This window comes from Mycobacterium avium subsp. avium, assembly GCF_009741445.1.
GTDB lineage: Bacteria > Actinomycetota > Actinomycetes > Mycobacteriales > Mycobacteriaceae > Mycobacterium > Mycobacterium avium.
Map to the genome: position 1 here is coordinate 348,835 of NZ_CP046507.1, position 16,181 is coordinate 365,015.

16 protein-coding genes and 1 pseudogene are annotated in these 16,181 nt (G+C 69.9%); 10 read left to right on the forward strand and 7 right to left on the reverse strand.

Features of this window, described 5'->3' with window-relative positions:
* Window positions 1-4: 4 nt before the first annotated feature.
* Window positions 5-1,387 (reverse strand): acyl-CoA dehydrogenase family protein, encoded by a 1,383-nt coding sequence (locus tag MAA44156_RS01715; protein ID WP_003875500.1) that lies wholly within the window; start codon window positions 1,385-1,387, stop codon window positions 5-7.
* Window positions 1,388-1,480: 93 nt separating this feature from the next.
* Complete coding sequence (locus MAA44156_RS01720; RefSeq protein WP_009974199.1) at window positions 1,481-1,897, reverse strand: WhiB family transcriptional regulator; 417 nt, start codon at window positions 1,895-1,897, stop codon at window positions 1,481-1,483.
* A 142-nt stretch (window positions 1,898-2,039) separates the two neighbouring features.
* Between MAA44156_RS01720 and MAA44156_RS01725 the strand changes: the two genes are divergently transcribed.
* From MAA44156_RS01725 to MAA44156_RS01750, 6 genes are all read left to right on the forward strand, one after another.
* On the forward strand, window positions 2,040-2,828 hold the full coding sequence (locus MAA44156_RS01725; RefSeq protein ID WP_023880509.1) for a helix-turn-helix domain-containing protein: 789 nt from the start codon (window positions 2,040-2,042) through the stop codon (window positions 2,826-2,828).
* Complete coding sequence (locus tag MAA44156_RS01730; protein ID WP_009974201.1) at window positions 2,825-3,652, forward strand: C40 family peptidase; 828 nt, start codon at window positions 2,825-2,827, stop codon at window positions 3,650-3,652. The genes MAA44156_RS01725 and MAA44156_RS01730 overlap by 4 nt, the downstream gene beginning before the upstream one ends.
* Before the next feature lie 48 nt (window positions 3,653-3,700).
* The gene (locus tag MAA44156_RS01735) at window positions 3,701-4,063 is read left to right on the forward strand and encodes a DUF4226 domain-containing protein (RefSeq protein ID WP_009974202.1); all 363 of its coding nucleotides are present in this window, start codon (window positions 3,701-3,703) and stop codon (window positions 4,061-4,063) included.
* 115 nt (window positions 4,064-4,178) lie between these two features.
* Window positions 4,179-5,630, forward strand: a complete 1,452-nt coding sequence (locus MAA44156_RS01740; RefSeq protein ID WP_009974203.1) for a DUF4226 domain-containing protein — start codon at window positions 4,179-4,181, stop codon at window positions 5,628-5,630.
* Between the two features lie 50 nt (window positions 5,631-5,680).
* Window positions 5,681-5,998: an ESX-1 secretion-associated protein gene (locus MAA44156_RS01745; protein ID WP_003874762.1), complete on the forward strand. Its 318-nt coding sequence runs from the start codon at window positions 5,681-5,683 to the stop codon at window positions 5,996-5,998.
* Complete coding sequence (locus MAA44156_RS01750) at window positions 5,995-6,306, forward strand: DUF2694 family protein (RefSeq protein ID WP_009974204.1); 312 nt, start codon at window positions 5,995-5,997, stop codon at window positions 6,304-6,306. Before MAA44156_RS01745 ends, MAA44156_RS01750 begins: the two co-directional genes overlap by 4 nt.
* Window positions 6,307-6,339: 33 nt before the next feature.
* On the opposite strand, the gene MAA44156_RS23225 is transcribed toward MAA44156_RS01750, so the two are convergent.
* A complete protein-coding gene (locus MAA44156_RS23225) occupies window positions 6,340-6,483 on the reverse strand; it encodes a hypothetical protein (RefSeq protein WP_011723308.1) in 144 nt (47 codons plus the stop codon).
* 82 nt (window positions 6,484-6,565) lie between these two features.
* On the opposite strand from MAA44156_RS23225, the gene MAA44156_RS01755 reads away from it, so the two are divergent.
* Both MAA44156_RS01755 and MAA44156_RS01760 read left to right on the forward strand, forming a co-directional pair.
* Complete coding sequence (locus MAA44156_RS01755; protein ID WP_023884737.1) at window positions 6,566-8,212, forward strand: DUF5632 domain-containing protein; 1,647 nt, start codon at window positions 6,566-6,568, stop codon at window positions 8,210-8,212.
* A gap of 57 nt (window positions 8,213-8,269) precedes the next feature.
* On the forward strand, window positions 8,270-8,587 hold the full coding sequence (locus tag MAA44156_RS01760) for a DUF2710 family protein (protein ID WP_009974208.1): 318 nt from the start codon (window positions 8,270-8,272) through the stop codon (window positions 8,585-8,587).
* A gap of 196 nt (window positions 8,588-8,783) precedes the next feature.
* Here the strand turns inward: MAA44156_RS01760 and MAA44156_RS01765 are convergent, their stop codons facing one another.
* Window positions 8,784-9,503 (reverse strand): TIGR03084 family metal-binding protein, encoded by a 720-nt coding sequence (locus tag MAA44156_RS01765; RefSeq protein ID WP_009974210.1) that lies wholly within the window; start codon window positions 9,501-9,503, stop codon window positions 8,784-8,786.
* A 57-nt stretch (window positions 9,504-9,560) separates the two neighbouring features.
* Window positions 9,561-10,914, reverse strand: a pseudogene (locus tag MAA44156_RS01770) (MFS transporter).
* A gap of 63 nt (window positions 10,915-10,977) precedes the next feature.
* Here MAA44156_RS01770 and MAA44156_RS01775 point away from each other — a divergent pair.
* The gene (locus MAA44156_RS01775) at window positions 10,978-11,583 is read left to right on the forward strand and encodes a YqgE/AlgH family protein (RefSeq protein ID WP_009974212.1); all 606 of its coding nucleotides are present in this window, start codon (window positions 10,978-10,980) and stop codon (window positions 11,581-11,583) included.
* A 15-nt stretch (window positions 11,584-11,598) separates the two neighbouring features.
* On the opposite strand, the gene MAA44156_RS01780 is transcribed toward MAA44156_RS01775, so the two are convergent.
* Together MAA44156_RS01780 and MAA44156_RS01785 are read right to left on the reverse strand one after the other, a co-directional pair.
* Window positions 11,599-11,940 carry a hypothetical protein gene (locus tag MAA44156_RS01780; RefSeq protein ID WP_003874755.1) on the reverse strand — a complete coding sequence of 114 codons (342 nt, stop codon included), beginning with the start codon at window positions 11,938-11,940 and terminating at the stop codon, window positions 11,599-11,601.
* Between the two features lie 55 nt (window positions 11,941-11,995).
* A complete protein-coding gene (locus MAA44156_RS01785; RefSeq protein ID WP_033725488.1) occupies window positions 11,996-13,081 on the reverse strand; it encodes an LpqN/LpqT family lipoprotein in 1,086 nt (361 codons plus the stop codon).
* Between the two features lie 184 nt (window positions 13,082-13,265).
* On the opposite strand from MAA44156_RS01785, the gene leuS reads away from it, so the two are divergent.
* Window positions 13,266-16,175, forward strand: coding sequence for a leucine--tRNA ligase (leuS, locus tag MAA44156_RS01790; RefSeq protein WP_009974216.1), 2,910 nt, complete (start codon window positions 13,266-13,268; stop codon window positions 16,173-16,175).
* Window positions 16,176-16,181 lie beyond the last annotated feature (6 nt).

The following is a 16,181-nucleotide window of genomic DNA, read 5'->3' on the forward strand; positions in this document are numbered from 1 at the left end:
GTGCTTACCTACCCGGCGGCCGCAGCACCTTCATGGCCAGCCGCATGACGGGTTCGGGGATGCGATCCTGCATTGACAGGGCGGCTTCGGCGGCCCGGGATCGCAGCGGGGTGCCGCGCCCGAACACCCGGTTCAGCGCTCCCCCGGACGGCTCGAGCACCACGTGCAGCGGCGGCGTTCCGACGGCGGCCCCCAGCGCGTTGGAGACGACCATCCGCTGGATCTCGCTGGTGCCTTCAAAGATGGTGTACAGCTTGGCATCCCGATACCACTTCTCGACCGGATGATCGGTGATGTATCCCCACCCACCCAGGGTTTGGACGGCGCGCTCGGTGGCTTTGACCGCGACCTCGCTGGCGGCCATCTTCGACATCGACCCCTCTCCCCGCTCGAAGGGCACGTTGTTGGCCGCCATCCAGGACGCCCGCCAGGTGAGCAGTCGAGCCGCGTCGATCTGGGTGGCCAATTCCGCCAACGGGAAGGCGATGCCCTGGTTGTCGATGATGGGCGCCCCGAACGCCTCACGCTCGGTGGCATAGCTGGTCGCGTATTCCAGTGCCGCCCGGGCGATCCCGATGGCCTGTGCGGCCACCATCGGCCGGGTTTGTTCGAAGGTGCCCAATGTCGCTGAGCCGGAACGCTTTCCACCCGCCACGACCTCTCGGGCTTTGGCCAGCTTGTGCTCGAGCTTCTCCTGTCCGCCCAGCAGATTGGCGGCCGGAACGCGCACACCCTCGAACAGCAATTCGGCGGTGTGGGAGGCGCGGCAGCCCAGCTTGTCGAGCTTGCGCACCATTTTGAGCCCCGGGGTGCCGCCGGGCACCACGAACAGCGCTTGACCGCGGTGGCCAAGCTCCTCGTCGACCACCGCGTTGACCACGTGCACATTGGCGATGCCGCCGTTGCCGATCCACATCTTGTGGCCGTCGATGATCCAATCGTCGCCGTCGCGGCGAGCACGGGTGCGCAGGTTCCGCACGTCGCTGCCGCCCTCCGGCTCGGAGATGGCCAGGGCCGCCAGCTTGAGATCCCCTGGGGTGCCGAAACATTCGGGCGCCCACTCAAGCATCTGCTCCGGGGATGCCGCCTGGCCGATCGCCGACAGCGCCAGCGCCGGCATGACGATCGCCAAGCCGATCCCGGCGCAGCCCCAAAACAGCTCCTCCATGAACATCGGCAGCGAGATGCCGGTCGGATCACCGATCAGATCGCGATAAAACAGCGGGCTGTAGAAGCCGCGCCGGGCCGCCTCCTCCAGCACCGGCCACGGGAACTCCTGGCGCTGGTCGTACTCGAGGGCCACTGGGCGTATTACGGATTCGGCGAACTCGTGCGTACGCCGGGCCAGGTCGTGTTGCGCTGCCGTCGGGGTCAGGTCGAACGTCATGGATGCGCCTCTAGGTCGACGGACTGGTCTTGCCGACCCGGACTACCCCGTTGACCCGGTCAGCAAACTGCGGCCCGGGACTGCGGCGAAATGTCAGGCGGCCGAACGCGGCCCGACCTTGGCCAGCGGCAGATGCAGCACGACTGCGGGCGCGGCGACGGTCTCGTGTTCGTGCCGCGCCAGCAGCGCCGCATTCTCTGGCAGCTGCCGGGAGTTGATCTCGCCGGATGCGATGCGCCGCAGCACCTCATGGGCGTGTGCCAGCTGCTCACGCTTGCGGTACTGGCCACCCGGCAGCTTCACCCCGGCCCAGACGCCGTACTCCTCGCGATGCGCGACGGCGTGCTGGGCGCAGCGCCGCTGTTGGGCCAGCGGGCACCGGCGCAGGCATTGGATGCGCGCCTCGGTGGCCGACCGCTCGTACGCGCGGGCCTTGGCCGCGCCGTCACCGCCGTCGTCGTCGGGGTAGCCGAACCAAAGTTCCGGGTTGGCTGCGCACGGGTGTCCCATGTCGGTCTCCTTGTCGAGCGTGAAACGTAGGCAAAAGCGTATAACCCGAACGGCAGCAGCGCAAGAGAAACGTGACAAAAACGTATACACAGAGGTTCGGGACCTCAGCTGTGTAATATCCGGCCTATGGCCGGAGCGTGCGGTGAGCCGTGAATCGGCCGGCGCAGCGATCCGCGCGTTGAGAGAATCGCGGGATTGGTCGCTGGCCGACCTTGCCGCCGCGACCGGTGTCAGCATCATGGGTCTGAGCTACCTGGAGCGCGGCGCCCGTAAACCCCACAAAAGCACAGTTCAAAAGATCGAAAACGGGCTCGGGCTGCCGCCGGGCACGTATTCGCGGCTGTTGGTGGCCGCCGACCCGGAGGCCGAGCTGGCCCGCCTGATGGCCGCTCAGCCGGCGGCCGAGATGCCGGCGCGGCGCACCGGACCGGTGGTGGTCGATCGTCACAGTGACACCGAAGTGCTGGAGGGCTACGCCGAAGCGCAGCTGGATGCCCTCAAATCGGTCATCGATCGATTGCCGGCGACAACATCAAACGAATATGAGACGTATATTCTGTCTGTGATCGCTCAGTGCGTGAAGGCGGAGCTGCTCGCCGCCAGCTCATGGCGGGTGGCGGTGAACGCCGGCACCGACTCGACCGGGCGGCTGATGGAACACCTGCAGGCCCTGGAGGCGACGCGGGTGGCCCTGTTGAAGCGGATGCCCACCAGCCTCAGCGCGCGCTTCGACCGGGCCTGCGCCCAGTCGTCACTGCCGGAGACCATCATCGCCGCACTGGTCGGGGTGGATGTCGACGAGATGTGGGACATCCGGAACCGGGGGGTCATCTCGCCGAGCGCCCTCCCCCGGGTGCGTGCCTTCACCGACGCGGTCGAGTCGGCGAGCCGGAATGGGGCGAGCCAGGGCGACGACGAGGAGGGGTCGTGAGCCACAGCGAACTCGAGGCGTTGAACCGTGCTCATCAACTTTTCGCCGGCGGCACGCGGCCCGCATCCCTGGACACCGGAAGTGGGCACTACCGCGACCTGTTGGGGCGAGCGGCCCGGCTGAACGACGGATTCGCGCACGGCGGCTACCGGCTGGCGGTGCAGCACAGCCGGCAGCGCCTGGCGTCGACGTCGGACACGGACGCCGCGGTGACCGACCTGCTGGCCGGCGCGCACCGAGATCGGGCGCAGGCTCGCGAGCTGACCGGCGCCGTGCTCGATGCCGGCCGCGCCGATGCCGCCGCGATCCCGACGACGCCGTTGGCTCAGCGCGAGGCGATGCGGCGCCGGGTGATGCGGCTGCGGACCCAACATGCCCACGTGGTGTCGGCGGCAGCGCGAGCCCGACACCACCGTGCCCGGCTGCTGGCCCTGCGGTACCGGCTGCGGCACGGTGTCGGGATGGCCGGCCTGCGCGGGCCGGGCAGCGACCGCGCGGCGCTCGCGGTGCGGGCCGCGTTGTCACGGCTCGGCCGCCCATACGTGTGGGGGGCCACCGGTCCCGACCAGTTCGACTGCTCCGGCCTGGTGCAGTGGAGCTACGCGCAGGCCGGAATTCATTTGGACCGCACCACCTATCAACAGATCAACGAGGGCATCCCGGTGCCGCGGTCGCAGGTGCGGCCGGGTGATCTGGTGTTTCCCCACGCCGGCCACGTGCAGCTCGCGATCGGCAACAACCTCGTCGTCGAGGCGCCCTACTCGGGCGCCTCGGTGCGAATCAGCCGGCTGGGCAACAACGTTGCGATACGCCGACCGATATGACCTGCCAACATCGCCCGGCCCAGCGGGCACGACGAAAAGGGTGAGCCGATGCCGGAACAACCCGGATTCTCGTTAGAGGCCGTCGAGGCGCGGCGATCGGCGCTGGCCGATCAGCACGGCGCGGCGTCGGAAGCCGACCGTGTGCTCGCCGAGGTGCTCGCCAGTGCTCACGCGGCGGCGCAGGAGAGCGCCCGGCGGCTGGACGCCATCGCCGAGCAGATCGACCGCGCCGTGGCGCATCAAGCGGATCTGGCCGTCGATACGCCGCTGGGCGCGCGGGAGTTCCACAAGTTTCTGCTCGCCAAGCAGCACGAGATCGCGTCGGTGGTCACCGAGGCCCAGGAACTCAGCCGGGCGAAAAGGGTTGTGTTGGAGAATCTTCGGGCGCAGTACAGCGCCGGCAACAGGTGAGCAAAATTAGTCCACACCGTGGGAGCGCAGTGAATTGTCGGCAGCAACACTCCTGAGTACTGTCGCCGGGCATGGAGGGGTCGCGTCAGGGGCTGCAGCGCTTCCGGGCGGGCTGATGTCGGCCTACGACGACCTGTTGGCCGCGGTCAAGGACGTCCGGGACCGCACCGGCGACCCGAACGCGTGGCAAACGGGATTGGCGCCGGCCGAAGTGTCGGCGGTGATCACCCCGAGCACACGCCCCGAACAGCTGCAGGCCATCCTGGCCAAGATCCGCCGGCAGCACGCGGAGCTGTTCGGGGCCGCACCGACGGGCGTCGCACGCCCACCCGCCGATGCCGGGCCTGCTCCGGACCGGGAGTCGGGCGCGGCGGCCGATGCCATCGCCAGCGCGGAAGCCGCTCTGGCACAGCAGAATTCAGTGAGCTCGCAGCTGGACATGCAAGTGGTGACGGCCATCCTCAACGCACACCTGAAGGCGGTTGACGGCAGAGAAGCGCTCACCAAGTTGCAGCAGGAAACCGAGGCGGCCGTCCGGACCAGGTCGGACCTGGACACCCCGGCGGGAGCGCGCGATTTCCAACGGTTCCTCATCGGCAAGCTGCGAGATATCCGGGCGGTGGTGCTGAACGCCAGCCTAGACGACACCTCGAAGTCGGCGCTGATGGCCGCGTGGACCTCGCTGTACGACGCGGCCAAGAATGATCGACCCGGCGATCACGCGTCGTCTGCCGGCGCCGCTGCCGATGCTGCCGCGGCGGGCACGAGTGATCAGCCGGACGAGGACCTCGACGACGAGTGGGATCCGCTGCTGGATTCGCTGTTGGCCGACGACGACGGATCGCCGATCGATCCCGCGGCCGCCCTGGATCCATTGGGCGGCAACACCATTCCACCGGCACCACCGCCTGCGATGGCGCCCGCGTTGCCCAGTTTCGGCGGTGGCTCGCTTCCGGGGCTCGGCGCGACACCGGCATCCATGTCGGGCTGGGAGACGCCCGGCGGGCTTCCGCTTTCGGGGCTGCAGGCCGGCGACGCCAGCGATCCGGCGCTGCAGGACCTGGCCGACGAAGACCTACCGGAAGACCAAGGCCAGCAACACGATTCGCCCGCCGACGGTTCGACAGAACAGGCCGACGACGAGAACGCGTCAGCCGACGAGCCGCCGGCCGGGCCGACATCGGTGACGCTGCCCGACGGCGAAACGGTGACCGCGGCCAGCCCACAGCTGGCGGCGGCGATCAAGGCCGCCGTCGCCGGAACCCCGATCGCGGAAGCCTTCCAACAACAGGGAATGACCCTCCCCGCACCCGGGACGGCGGTGGCCAACCCCGTCGACGTTGTGCGGGTGAGTCCCGGCGACATCGGCATGTTCACCGATCGCCACGCCCTGGCGCTCGGCCCCGGCAAAGCGCTTCTGGACGGGCAAATTCAACACATCGCCACCGTGAGCGGGCCGAGCTTCCTAGGCTGGGAGCACCCGCCGGCGGCGGCCGCGAGCGTGACCGCGCCGGCTAAGCCCGACCCACCGACACCGACCCGGCCGGCGAGCTCGTCGACCACCTGAGAAAAATGAACTCGCCGGCAGGACCGGCGGTCCTCAACAGGAGACAGCGGATGGCAGATTCGATCCATGTAGTGCCCGCGCACCTGCGTCAGGCCGCTGCGCATCACCAAGACACCTCGGAGTACCTGCGCACCGTCCCGTCGTCGCACGCCGCGATCCAGGAGAGCCTGGATTCGCTCGGGCCGATTTTTAGTGAACTGCGCGACGCCGGCCGCGAACTTCTCGAGCTGCGGCGCCAGTGTTACGAGCAGCAAGCTGCTGACCACGCCGACCTGGCCGACCAACTGACGGTTTCGGCTGCGATGTGGGAGCAGCACGAGCAGGAGGCGGCAGACAAGTTCGGCAGCATCGTCGACCGCGGTCGATGACGGACGCGAATCCCGCTTTCGACACTGTTCACCCGAGCGGACACATCCTGGTCCGCTCGTGCCGCGGCGGCTACATGCACAGCGTCGCGCTGAGCGAAGAGGCGATGGAAACCGACGCCGAGACGCTGGCACAAGGCATTCTGCTGACCGCCGACGTGTCCTGTCTCAAGGCATTGCTGGAAATCCGCGACGAGATCGTCGCCGCCGGGCACACACCGTCGGCGGAAGTTCCGACCCCGCGTGACCTCGATGCGGCCATCGAAAAGTTGCTGGCGCACAAGTTGCGCCGCCGCACGCACGCCAAGTAGACGGCTCGGACCGGTCTCAGCCGAGGTGTTCGGTTAGCGCAGCCACGGCTTGGCCGCGCTGGGATCGGGAGCGATACCGGTCGGCGGCTCTACCGGATTGGGGCCGAACAACTCTCGCGCTCGGGCGAGCAACGTGCGCACCTCGTCGAGTTGCTGCTGCAGTGCAGAATCAGCCATGTCCCCACGCTACCCAGGCCTTGACGGCCGCACAATTCACTGACTGCACAACTCGCCGGGCGGCTGCCGCTAGGCTTAGCCGGTGGCGATCTTCGGTCGGATGACGGCGCGTCAGCGCCTCCGGAGAGCTACCCGGGAATCACTGTCGATTCCGGCCTTCAGCTCTCCCGTCGACTGCACCCCGTGGGTGACAGGCGGGCTGTGGCCTGCCGAATTGTCCACGGTCACGCCCGAAACCGCCACGCTCGCAGAGTATCTCAAGGCCGACCTGCAGCGAATTGCCGACGGCGCCAACGATGAATTGCGCAAGCTCAAGCGCGCGGGTATGACCGACACCGCCCGGCAGGCTGCCGAGGCGCGAGTCATCGAGCAGGCCCGCACGCGTGCGGTGCGACGGGTCGAATCGACGATCCGCTACCTGCATGCGGTGCAAAGCGGCGCCCGGCCGCCGGCTCCGCCGCCGACCCTCGATGCTCCCGGCGCGGACTTGGAAAGGACGCAGGTGCTGCCCGCGGTCGGCGACGCCGAGCACACCGCCGGCCCGCCAGCGCAGCAGACGCCCGAAGCGCGCCCGCGACCGACCCGGCGGCGGGCGGCCGAGGACGAGCCGGCGCAACTCGAGGAGACCCGGGTGCTTCCGGCCATTCGCGACGACGCGGCGGCCGCGGACGCTTCGGTCCCGGAGACGCCGGCCTCGGAAACACCTGTCCCGGAGGCGCCGGCCGCCGAAGCACCTGTCCCGGAGGCGCCGGCCCCGGAAGCGCCGGCCGCCGAAGTCCCGGAGCCGCTCGGCGAACCCACCACCCGCGGTCGTCACCACGCGCCGGTGCCCGAACCGGTCGCCGAGCGCGTCGAACCGGACATCGCCGCACCCGCCGAGGCGGCCGACCTGGAGCAGACCCAGGTCATCCCGGTCGTCAGGCGAGACGAGCCGGTCCCCGAGCCGCCGGTCGTTGCCCCACCGGAGCCGGCCGAGGAGCCCGCGGACAGCGGCCGGCACCACGCGCCGGCGGACGGCGACGAGCCGGCGACCGAAGGCCGGCCCGCCGTCGCCGACACCGATACCGCCCAGCCCCGCGTCGAAAAGCCCGCGGCCACAACGGCATTCGACAACAACCGCTTGAACCGGCTGCTGGAATTCGTGGTCCGGCAAGAGCCGCGGCTGAATTGGGCGATCGGCGATCGCGCCGACGGGACGACGATCCTGGTGACCGATCTCGCCCACGGATGGATACCGTCGGGCATCGCCCTGCCGGCGGGCGTGCGGTTGCTGGAACCCGAGCGGCGCAGCGGCGACGTGGTCGCGCTGATCGGCGAGACGGTACGCCGCGTCACCTACACACCCGGTGATACGCTGCGCCGCTCGGCGGACTTCGCCGCCACGCAATCGTCGTCGCAGCCGCGTGAACTGCCCCCCATCGACGACTTGGCGACAGCGATCAGCCGGGCCATCCGCGGGCGCGCCGACCTGCCCAAGATCGTGCCGCGGCTGGCCGACGCGGCGGCCGCGGGCGCGGTCATCGTCGACCAGGAGGTCGACGTCTTGCGGGTGCACCTGGACACGGCCCGCTATCAGCTGCTGGTGCAGTATCCGAACGTCAACCCGGCGCTGCTGCTCAAGTGCCTGTTGATGGCCGCCACCGAAGGCATCGCCAGCGGCGACCCGGTGTCCGCGAACTACCACCTGGCCTGGTACCGCACTCTGGCCGCGCCGGCCTCCGGTGGTTGAGCCGGCAACCCGTCGTATGAATTGACGCTGGTCGGAGGGCTCGACGATACTGGGCAGGTGTCGGATTCGGGCAGTCGCGCGAATCTCAGCGACAAGGATCTCGTCGAATCGGTTCTTCGCGAACTGAGCGAGGCGGCCGACAAGTGGGAAGCCCTGGTGGCGCAGGCCGAGGCCGTCACCTACAGCGTCGACCTGGGCGACATCTACGCCGTGGCCAATTCCGACGGCCGGCTGCTGAAGCTGACCCTGCATCCCGGGGTGATGACCGGGTACGGCCACGGCGAGTTGGCCGACCGGCTCAACCTCGCGATCACCGCGCTGCGCGAGGAGGCGGAGGCCGAGAACCGGGCGAGTTACGGCGGTCCCCTGCACTGACGCGCCGCCACGGCTTTGCGCGTTTTACGCGCTCATCGCCCGGGGCATGGTCTGCTGGCCCCGGCTCTCTTCGCGCGTTTCACGCGCTCATCGCCCGGGGCTGAGGTTGTTGGCCCCGGCTCTCTTCGCGCGTTTCACGCGCTCATCGCCCGGGGCCGGGCGGGCCGGCGAAGGCCTGCGCGATCTCCAGCCAGCGCTACGCATCGGCGCCGTCGGCGGTGATGTCGAGCGCGCTCAGCGGCCGCCGCTGGGTGACCAGGAAGCAGAAATCCTCCGCGGAGCCGGTGACCCGCTGCACCGCCTCCGGCGGCCCCCACGACCAGGTGTCGCCACGGGGGCCGCGCAGCTCGACCAGGAACGGCTCGGCCGGCGGCGTCAGATTGTTGACGGCGAACGCGTAATCGCGGGTGCGCACGCCCAGATGAGCGATCGATCGCAGCCGGTCGGTCGCCGGACGGATGACCCCCAGCGCGTCGGCGACGTCCAGGCCGTGCGCCCAGGTCTCCATCAACCGCGCGGTCGCCATCGACGCGGCACTCATCGGCGGGCCGAACCACGGGAGTTTGCGACCGGCCGGCACCCCCAGCAGCGCCCGATGCAGCCGGTCGCGGGTGGCGCGCCAATCCGCGAGCAGCTCCGCCGGGGCGACGGCCGCGAGCTCCTCGGCGCCCTTGTCGACGAAGCCGGCCGGGTCGGCGGCCGCGCCGGCCAGCACCTCGGAGAACCCGGATTCATCGGTAACCGCGATCAGCGCGACCCGATCGGTCCACAGCAGATGCCCGATCTGGTGGGCGATCGTCCAGCCGGCCGCCGGCGTCGGGTCGACACAGCGGCCCGGCGGCAGCGGTGCGACCAGGGCGTCCAGCGCATCGCTCTCGGCGCGCAGATCCGCCGCTATCGGGGCCGGACCGGTCATTGCCGCCCCCGCCGGTCGGTGCCGGCCGTCGGACAATTCACGTCGCCACCTTAGCGATCACTCGCCGCGCCGCCCGACGATGCCGTGCACGGCCAGCCCGACCAGATAGAGCACCGACCCGAACAGCGCGAACACCGGGGCGTGCCCGTCGTCGGGAATCACCATGCCGGCCACGGTGATCGCGACGATGAACGCCACCCAGAACAGCGCATCCTGCACCGCGAACACGTGTCCGCGCAGCGCGTCGTCGACGTCCATCTGCATCGCCGAATCGGCGCACAGCTTGACCATCTGCCCGGTCACCCCGAGCAAGAAACCGCACACCACCATCACCGGAAGCAGCAGTTCGGCGCCCGCGACCTCGACGATCGCCGACGCGGCGAGCGCGCCGTTCGCGGTGGCGTAGCGGCCCCACCGGCGGATCGCGGGCGGCGTCAGCACGTTGGCCAAGAACGCGCCCAGGCCGGCGGCGCCGAAGAACAGCAATGCGGTGCCGAATCCCCCGCCCTCGAGGCCCGGCAGGTGATGGACCAGCAACAGCACCAGCAGCGAATTGATACCCACCACCATCCGATGGGCGGCCAGGCCGGACAGCGTGGCCGCGACCGTCGGGCGCTGAGCCACCGTCTGCGCCCCGTGCAGCCAGCCGGTGATCACCGCATAGAGCACCGGCCCGTGGATCGCCCGCCAGGTGTCGTCGGGACCCAGCGCCCGCGGGGCGAACCGCCACGACAACAGCAACGCGATCGAGACCGGAACCACGGTGAGGAAGACGATCGCCGCGGCGCCCCGGTCGCCGGCGCCGAACAGGAACCGCGGCACCAGCATGAAGTTGGCGCCGAGAAACGCGGCAACGGCCCCGGCCGCGGTGGCCACCGCGTTCATCGTCACCACCTGCTCACGCGGCACCACGTGCGGCAGCGCCGCCGACAGGCCGGACCCGACGAACCGGGCCAAACCGTTGGCGAACAGCGCGCCCAGCAGCAGCGGCAGGTCACCGGCCCGCACCGCCAGGATCGTGCCGATCGCGGCGATGAGCACCAGCCGGCCCACGTTGGCGCCGACCAGCACCAGCCGCCGGTCCCAGCGATCCATCAGCGCGCCGGCGAACGGCCCCAGCAGCGAGTACGGCAGGAACAGGACCGTGAAGGCGCGCGCGATGGCAAGCGGGTCGGCGGCCCGATCCGGGTTGAACAGCAGCGCCCCGGCCAGCGCCGCCTGGAACAACCCGTCCCCGAACTGACTCGCCACCCGCACCTGCAGCAGCCGCCAGAAATCCGGCAACGCGCGCACCGAGCGCCAGATTTCGACGGGTGCGCTGGACTGCATCCGGGTTGGAATCACCGAAACCGACTTCCACGATTGGGGCTGGAACGCTGGCGTGGTCAGGGCCGTGCCAACAACAGTACAAATCTTCGTGCCCCACGCTCCCGATTGCCCTGGGCGACGATCGGGCGGATGCCATGATGGTGGGGTGCCGCCGCCGGAGGATCCCGAGGACTACGTCGCACCCGCCGCGCAACGGGTGCGGGCGGGCACCTTGCTGCTCGCCAACACCGACCTGCTGGAGCCGACGTTTCGGCGCAGCGTGATCTACATCGTCGAGCACAACGACGGCGGCACCCTGGGCGTCGTGCTCAACCGGCCCAGCGACACCGCCGTGTACAACGTGCTGCCGCAGTGGACCACGCTGGCGGCCAAGCCGAAGACGATGTTCATCGGCGGGCCGGTCAAGCGGGACGCGGCGCTGTGCCTGGCGACGTTGCGGGTGGGCGCCGATCCGCAAGGCGCACCAGGCCTGCGGCACGTGGACGGCCGGGTGGTGATGGTCGACCTGGACGCCGACCCCGACGCGATCGCGCCGTTGGTGGAAGGCGTGCGGATCTTCGCGGGCTACTCCGGCTGGACCATCGGTCAGCTCGAAGGCGAAATCGAGCGTGACGACTGGATTGTCTTGTCCGCCTTGCCTTCCGACGTTCTGGTGGGGCCCAGGTCGGATCTGTGGGGGCAGGTTCTGCACCGCCAGCCGCTGCCGCTGTCGCTGCTCGCGACCCACCCCATCGACATCAGCCGCAACTAGCTGGCTCCCCCGCCGTCACGCGCACGACTGCGTGCAGCCGGTGCAGCTGCCGGCGCAGGCCGGCGCGGCGGACTGCTGGCGCACCGCGAAGCGGGCGCTCTGCCACGAGCCGGCGGCCAGGGTCCCCAACGCCCCGGCGACGCAGACGATGAGCACGACCAGCGCGGTGTGCGGGACCGCGGCCAGCGCCACCGTGCCGCCGGCGGCCAGCATCACCGCGGCCGCCAACTGGGTGGGCGCCATGGCGCGCAGCGCCAGCGCGGTGGCTCCGTAGTTCCGGTTGTGCGCAAGCGACCAGGTGCCGAACCCCGCCGAGGCCACCGCCGCACAGATGCACAGCACGCCCGCAATCAGCATGGCCTCACAATACGAGCCGGGTCACCGCCGCGCGCAGCGGGCCGGGTAGTCGTTCTCAGTGCTGCAGGAACGAGAAGTTCGGCAGCGGGGGCAGGCCCGGCACCATGGCCAGCAGGCTGGGGGTGTGCTGTTGGTTGGGCAGCGGCTGCGCGGGCAACCCGGCCGGGGCCGCCGGAGCGGTCTGGGCGAGCGGCACCAGCGGAGCCGCGGCAGGTGCCGGCGCGGTCGGGGCGGCGGGGGCGGCGGGGGCGACGGGTGCCGGTGCGACGGGAGCGACGGCCGGCGCCTGGGCGGGCAGCGCGACCGGGGCGGCCGTGGGTGCCGGGGCGCTCGCGCCGGGCACGGTCACCCGGAATCCGTTGACGATGGCGTCGGTGGCCGGGGCGTCGGCCACGGCGACCGCACGGTCGGTGGTCACCGCCAGCGAAACCAGGTACTTGTCCGGCCCCGAGGTGGCAATGACGTGACGACGCGAGGTGTTCAGCGTCAGGTCGCCGTCACGGTAGGTGCCCTCCACGATCGACGACGGGAATCCGCCGAAATCGGCCATCGAGGCGTTGGTGGGCTGCCACGCCGGAAGCTTCTGGCTGTCCACGTAGCCGTGGGTGATGGCTTCCCTCGGATCGAAGTTGCCGACCAGCTTGTACACCACGACCTGGGCATTCGACGAGTAGATGCTGCTGCCGTGCCGGTCGGCGATCACCGCGAACGCGTCGGGCACGTTCGGGTCGGGCACCTGGGTCCAGCGGGCGGGCATCGGCAAGGTGATGTCGAGCGCCTTGAACCCCTGGGGCTTTTGCGCCTCGAACTTCACGCCCTTGGACTGCAGGAATTCCCGGATCGTGCCCGACGTCGCGGGAGCGGGAGCCGGGGCCTGGGCCGGGGCCGGAGCGGGGCCCGGGGTGCCCGGCGTGGCCGGGGTGACCTGGGTGGCCGCGGTGGTGGCCTGCGGCGCGGCGAGGTATCTGCTCGGCGGCACCAGCTCGGGCCCGAGGTTCGCCGGCGCCGGCGCGGGGACGGGCGCGGGAGCCGGCGGCAACGGGTCTGCCGATGCCGTACCGCCCGCAGCAACCGCCAGGCCGATCAGGCCGGCGACCATACCGCCGAGAAGTGCCCGGTGGCCGGGGACGATCTCAATCATCTGCGTCGGTCCTTCCCATGGCTGCCTACCAGAAGCCGTCGATAGTGGCTGACTGTAACTACAGGTCAAAGGCGGTGAACAGGCTCGAAATACAGCTGGGATGAACCCCTGATCGGTGCGCAACGCAACCGAGACCAGCCTGTGGCCGGCGAAGCCGCCGCGTCGGCCCTTATACCCTGTTCAGGTGACCGAATCCCCGACCACTTCGTCCGCCACCGGCTCCGGTGCCGCCGCGCCGGACTCCGACGCGCCGCCGTATCGCTACACCGCGGCGCTGGCGGGCCGGATCGAGGGCAGCTGGCAGGACACCTGGGCCAAGCTCGGGACGTTCAACGTGCCCAACCCGGTCGGTTCGTTGGCCCCGACGGACGGGACCCCGGTCCCCGAGGACAAGCTTTTCGTGCAGGACATGTTCCCCTACCCATCGGGGGAGGGGCTGCACGTCGGCCACCCGCTGGGCTACATCGCCACCGACGTGTACGCCCGCTACTTCCGGATGACCGGCCGTAACGTGTTGCATGCGTTGGGTTTTGACGCTTTCGGCCTGCCCGCCGAGCAATACGCGGTGCAGACCGGCACCCACCCGCGCACCAGGACCGAGGCCAACGTGGTCAACTTCCGCCGCCAGCTGGGCCGGCTGGGGCTGGGCCACGACAGCAGGCGCAGCTTCTCCACCACCGACGTCGAGTTCTACAAGTGGACGCAGTGGATATTCCTGCAGATCTATAACGCCTGGTTCGACCCCGCCGCCAACAAGGCCCGACCCATCGCCGAGCTGGTCGCCGAATTCGATTCCGGCGCGCGCGGCCTCGACGACGGGCGCAACTGGTCCGAGTTGTCGGCGGGGGAGCGGGCCGACGTGATCGACAGCCACCGGCTGGTCTACCGCGCGGACTCGATGGTCAACTGGTGTCCCGGACTGGGCACCGTGCTGGCCAACGAGGAGGTCACCGCCGACGGGCGCAGCGACCGCGGCAACTTCCCGGTGTTCCGAAAGCGCTTGCGGCAGTGGATGATGCGGATCACCGCCTACTCCGACCGGCTGCTCGACGATCTCGACCTGCTGGACTGGCCGGAGCCGGTGAAGACCATGCAGCGCAACTGGATCGGCCGTTCCACCGGCGCCAAGGCCCTGTTCGCGGCGACCGGCGCCGACGGCGCGGCGCTCGACATCGAGGTGTTCACCACCCGACCGGACACGCTGTTCGGCGCCACCTATATGGTGCTGGCCCCCGAGCACGAGCTGGTCGACGAGCTGGTCGCGCCCGCCTGGCCGGACGGCACCGACCCGCGCTGGACATACGGCGCCGCCACTCCGGGCGAGGCGGTCGCCGCCTACCGGCGGGCGATCGCCTCGAAGTCGGACCTCGAGCGCCAGGAGAGCAAGGCCAAAACCGGTGTCTTCCTGGGCAGCTACGCCACCAATCCCACCAACGGCAAGCCGGTTCCGATCTTCATCGCCGACTACGTGCTGGCCGGATACGGCACCGGCGCGATCATGGCGGTGCCCGGCCACGACCAGCGCGACTGGGACTTCGCGCACGAATTCGGCCTGCCCATCGTGGAAGTCATTGCCGGAGGCGATATTTCGGAGGGCGCCTACGCCGGCGACGGGGTGTTGGTCAACTCCGGCTACCTGGACGGACTGGATGTGGCGGCGGCCAAGGAGGCGATCACCGCCCGGCTGGAAGCCGAAGGCCGTGGCTGCGCGCGGGTCGAATACAAGTTGCGTGACTGGCTTTTCGCCCGGCAACGGTACTGGGGCGAGCCGTTCCCGATCGTCTACGACAGCGACGGGCGTCCGCATGCCCTCGACGAAGCCGCTCTGCCGGTGGAACTGCCCGACGTGCCGGACTATTCGCCGGTGCTGTTCGACCCCGACGACGCCGACAGCGAACCGTCGCCACCGTTGGCCAAGGCGACCGACTGGGTGCACGTCGAGCTGGACCTCGGCGACGGCCTGAAGCCCTACAGCCGCGACACCAACGTGATGCCGCAATGGGCCGGCAGCTCCTGGTACGAACTGCGCTACACCGATCCGCACAACTCGGAACGCTTCTGCGCCAAGGAGAATGAGGCCTACTGGATGGGGCCGCGGCCCGCCGAGCACGGGCCGCAGGATCCCGGCGGCGTCGACCTGTACGTCGGTGGGGCCGAACACGCGGTGTTGCATCTGCTCTACGCCCGGTTCTGGCACAAGGTGCTCTACGACCTGGGCCACGTCAGCTCCCGCGAGCCGTACCGCCGGCTGGTCAACCAGGGCTACATTCAGGCGTTCGCCTACACCGACTCGCGCGGCTCGTACGTGCCGGCCGAGGAGGTCGTCGAACGCGACGGCCGGTTTTTCTACCGCGGTCCCGACGGGGAGATCGAGGTCTTCCAGGAATTCGGGAAAATCGGGAAGAGCCTGAAGAATTCGATCTCACCCGACGAGATCTGCGACGACTACGGCGCCGACACGCTGCGGGTCTACGAGATGTCGATTGGCCCGCTGGAGGCGTCCCGCCCCTGGGCGACCAAGGATGTGGTGGGCGCTCACCGGTTCCTGCAGCGGGTGTGGCGACTGGTCGTCGACGAGCAGACGGGCGAGACGCGGGTGGTCGACGGGGCCGGACGGGATCTGCCCACCGGTACCCTGCGGCTGCTGCACCGCACCATCGCCGGAGTCTCGGAAGACTATGCGGGACTGCGCAATAACACCGCCGTGGCCAAGTTGATCGAGTACACGAACCATCTCACCAAGGAACATCGCGACGCGGTGCCCCGCGCGGCGGTCGAGCCGCTGGTGCTGATGCTGGCGCCGTTGGCGCCGCACATGGCCGAGGAGTTGTGGCTGCGGCTGGGCCACACCACCTCGCTGGCGCACGGCCCGTTCCCGGTGGCGGACCCGGCGTACCTCGTCGAGGACACCGTCGAATACCCGGTGCAGGTGAACGGCAAGGTGCGCGGGAGGGTGACGGTGGCGGCCGACGCCGATCGGGACACCCTCGAGGCCGCCGCGCTGGCCGACGAGAAGGTGCTGGCGTTCCTGGCCGGCGCCCAGCCGCGCAAGGTGATCGTGGTGCCGGGCCGGCTGGTCAACCTGGTGGTGTAGCGGCGG

Coding starts and splice junctions, on each gene's coding strand:
- MAA44156_RS01715 (WP_003875500.1), bottom strand. CDS start 1,387: ATGACGTTCGACCTGACCCCGACGGCAGCGCAACACGACCTGGCCCGG.
- MAA44156_RS01720 (WP_009974199.1), bottom strand. CDS start 1,897: ATGGGACACCCGTGCGCAGCCAACCCGGAACTTTGGTTCGGCTACCCC.
- MAA44156_RS01735 (WP_009974202.1), top strand. CDS start 3,701: ATGCCGGAACAACCCGGATTCTCGTTAGAGGCCGTCGAGGCGCGGCGA.
- MAA44156_RS01740 (WP_009974203.1), top strand. CDS start 4,179: ATGTCGGCCTACGACGACCTGTTGGCCGCGGTCAAGGACGTCCGGGAC.
- MAA44156_RS01745 (WP_003874762.1), top strand. CDS start 5,681: ATGGCAGATTCGATCCATGTAGTGCCCGCGCACCTGCGTCAGGCCGCT.
- MAA44156_RS01750 (WP_009974204.1), top strand. CDS start 5,995: ATGACGGACGCGAATCCCGCTTTCGACACTGTTCACCCGAGCGGACAC.
- MAA44156_RS23225 (WP_011723308.1), bottom strand. CDS start 6,483: ATGGCTGATTCTGCACTGCAGCAGCAACTCGACGAGGTGCGCACGTTG.
- MAA44156_RS01765 (WP_009974210.1), bottom strand. CDS start 9,503: ATGACCGGTCCGGCCCCGATAGCGGCGGATCTGCGCGCCGAGAGCGAT.
- MAA44156_RS01780 (WP_003874755.1), bottom strand. CDS start 11,940: ATGCTGATTGCGGGCGTGCTGTGCATCTGTGCGGCGGTGGCCTCGGCG.
- MAA44156_RS01785 (WP_033725488.1), bottom strand. CDS start 13,081: ATGATTGAGATCGTCCCCGGCCACCGGGCACTTCTCGGCGGTATGGTC.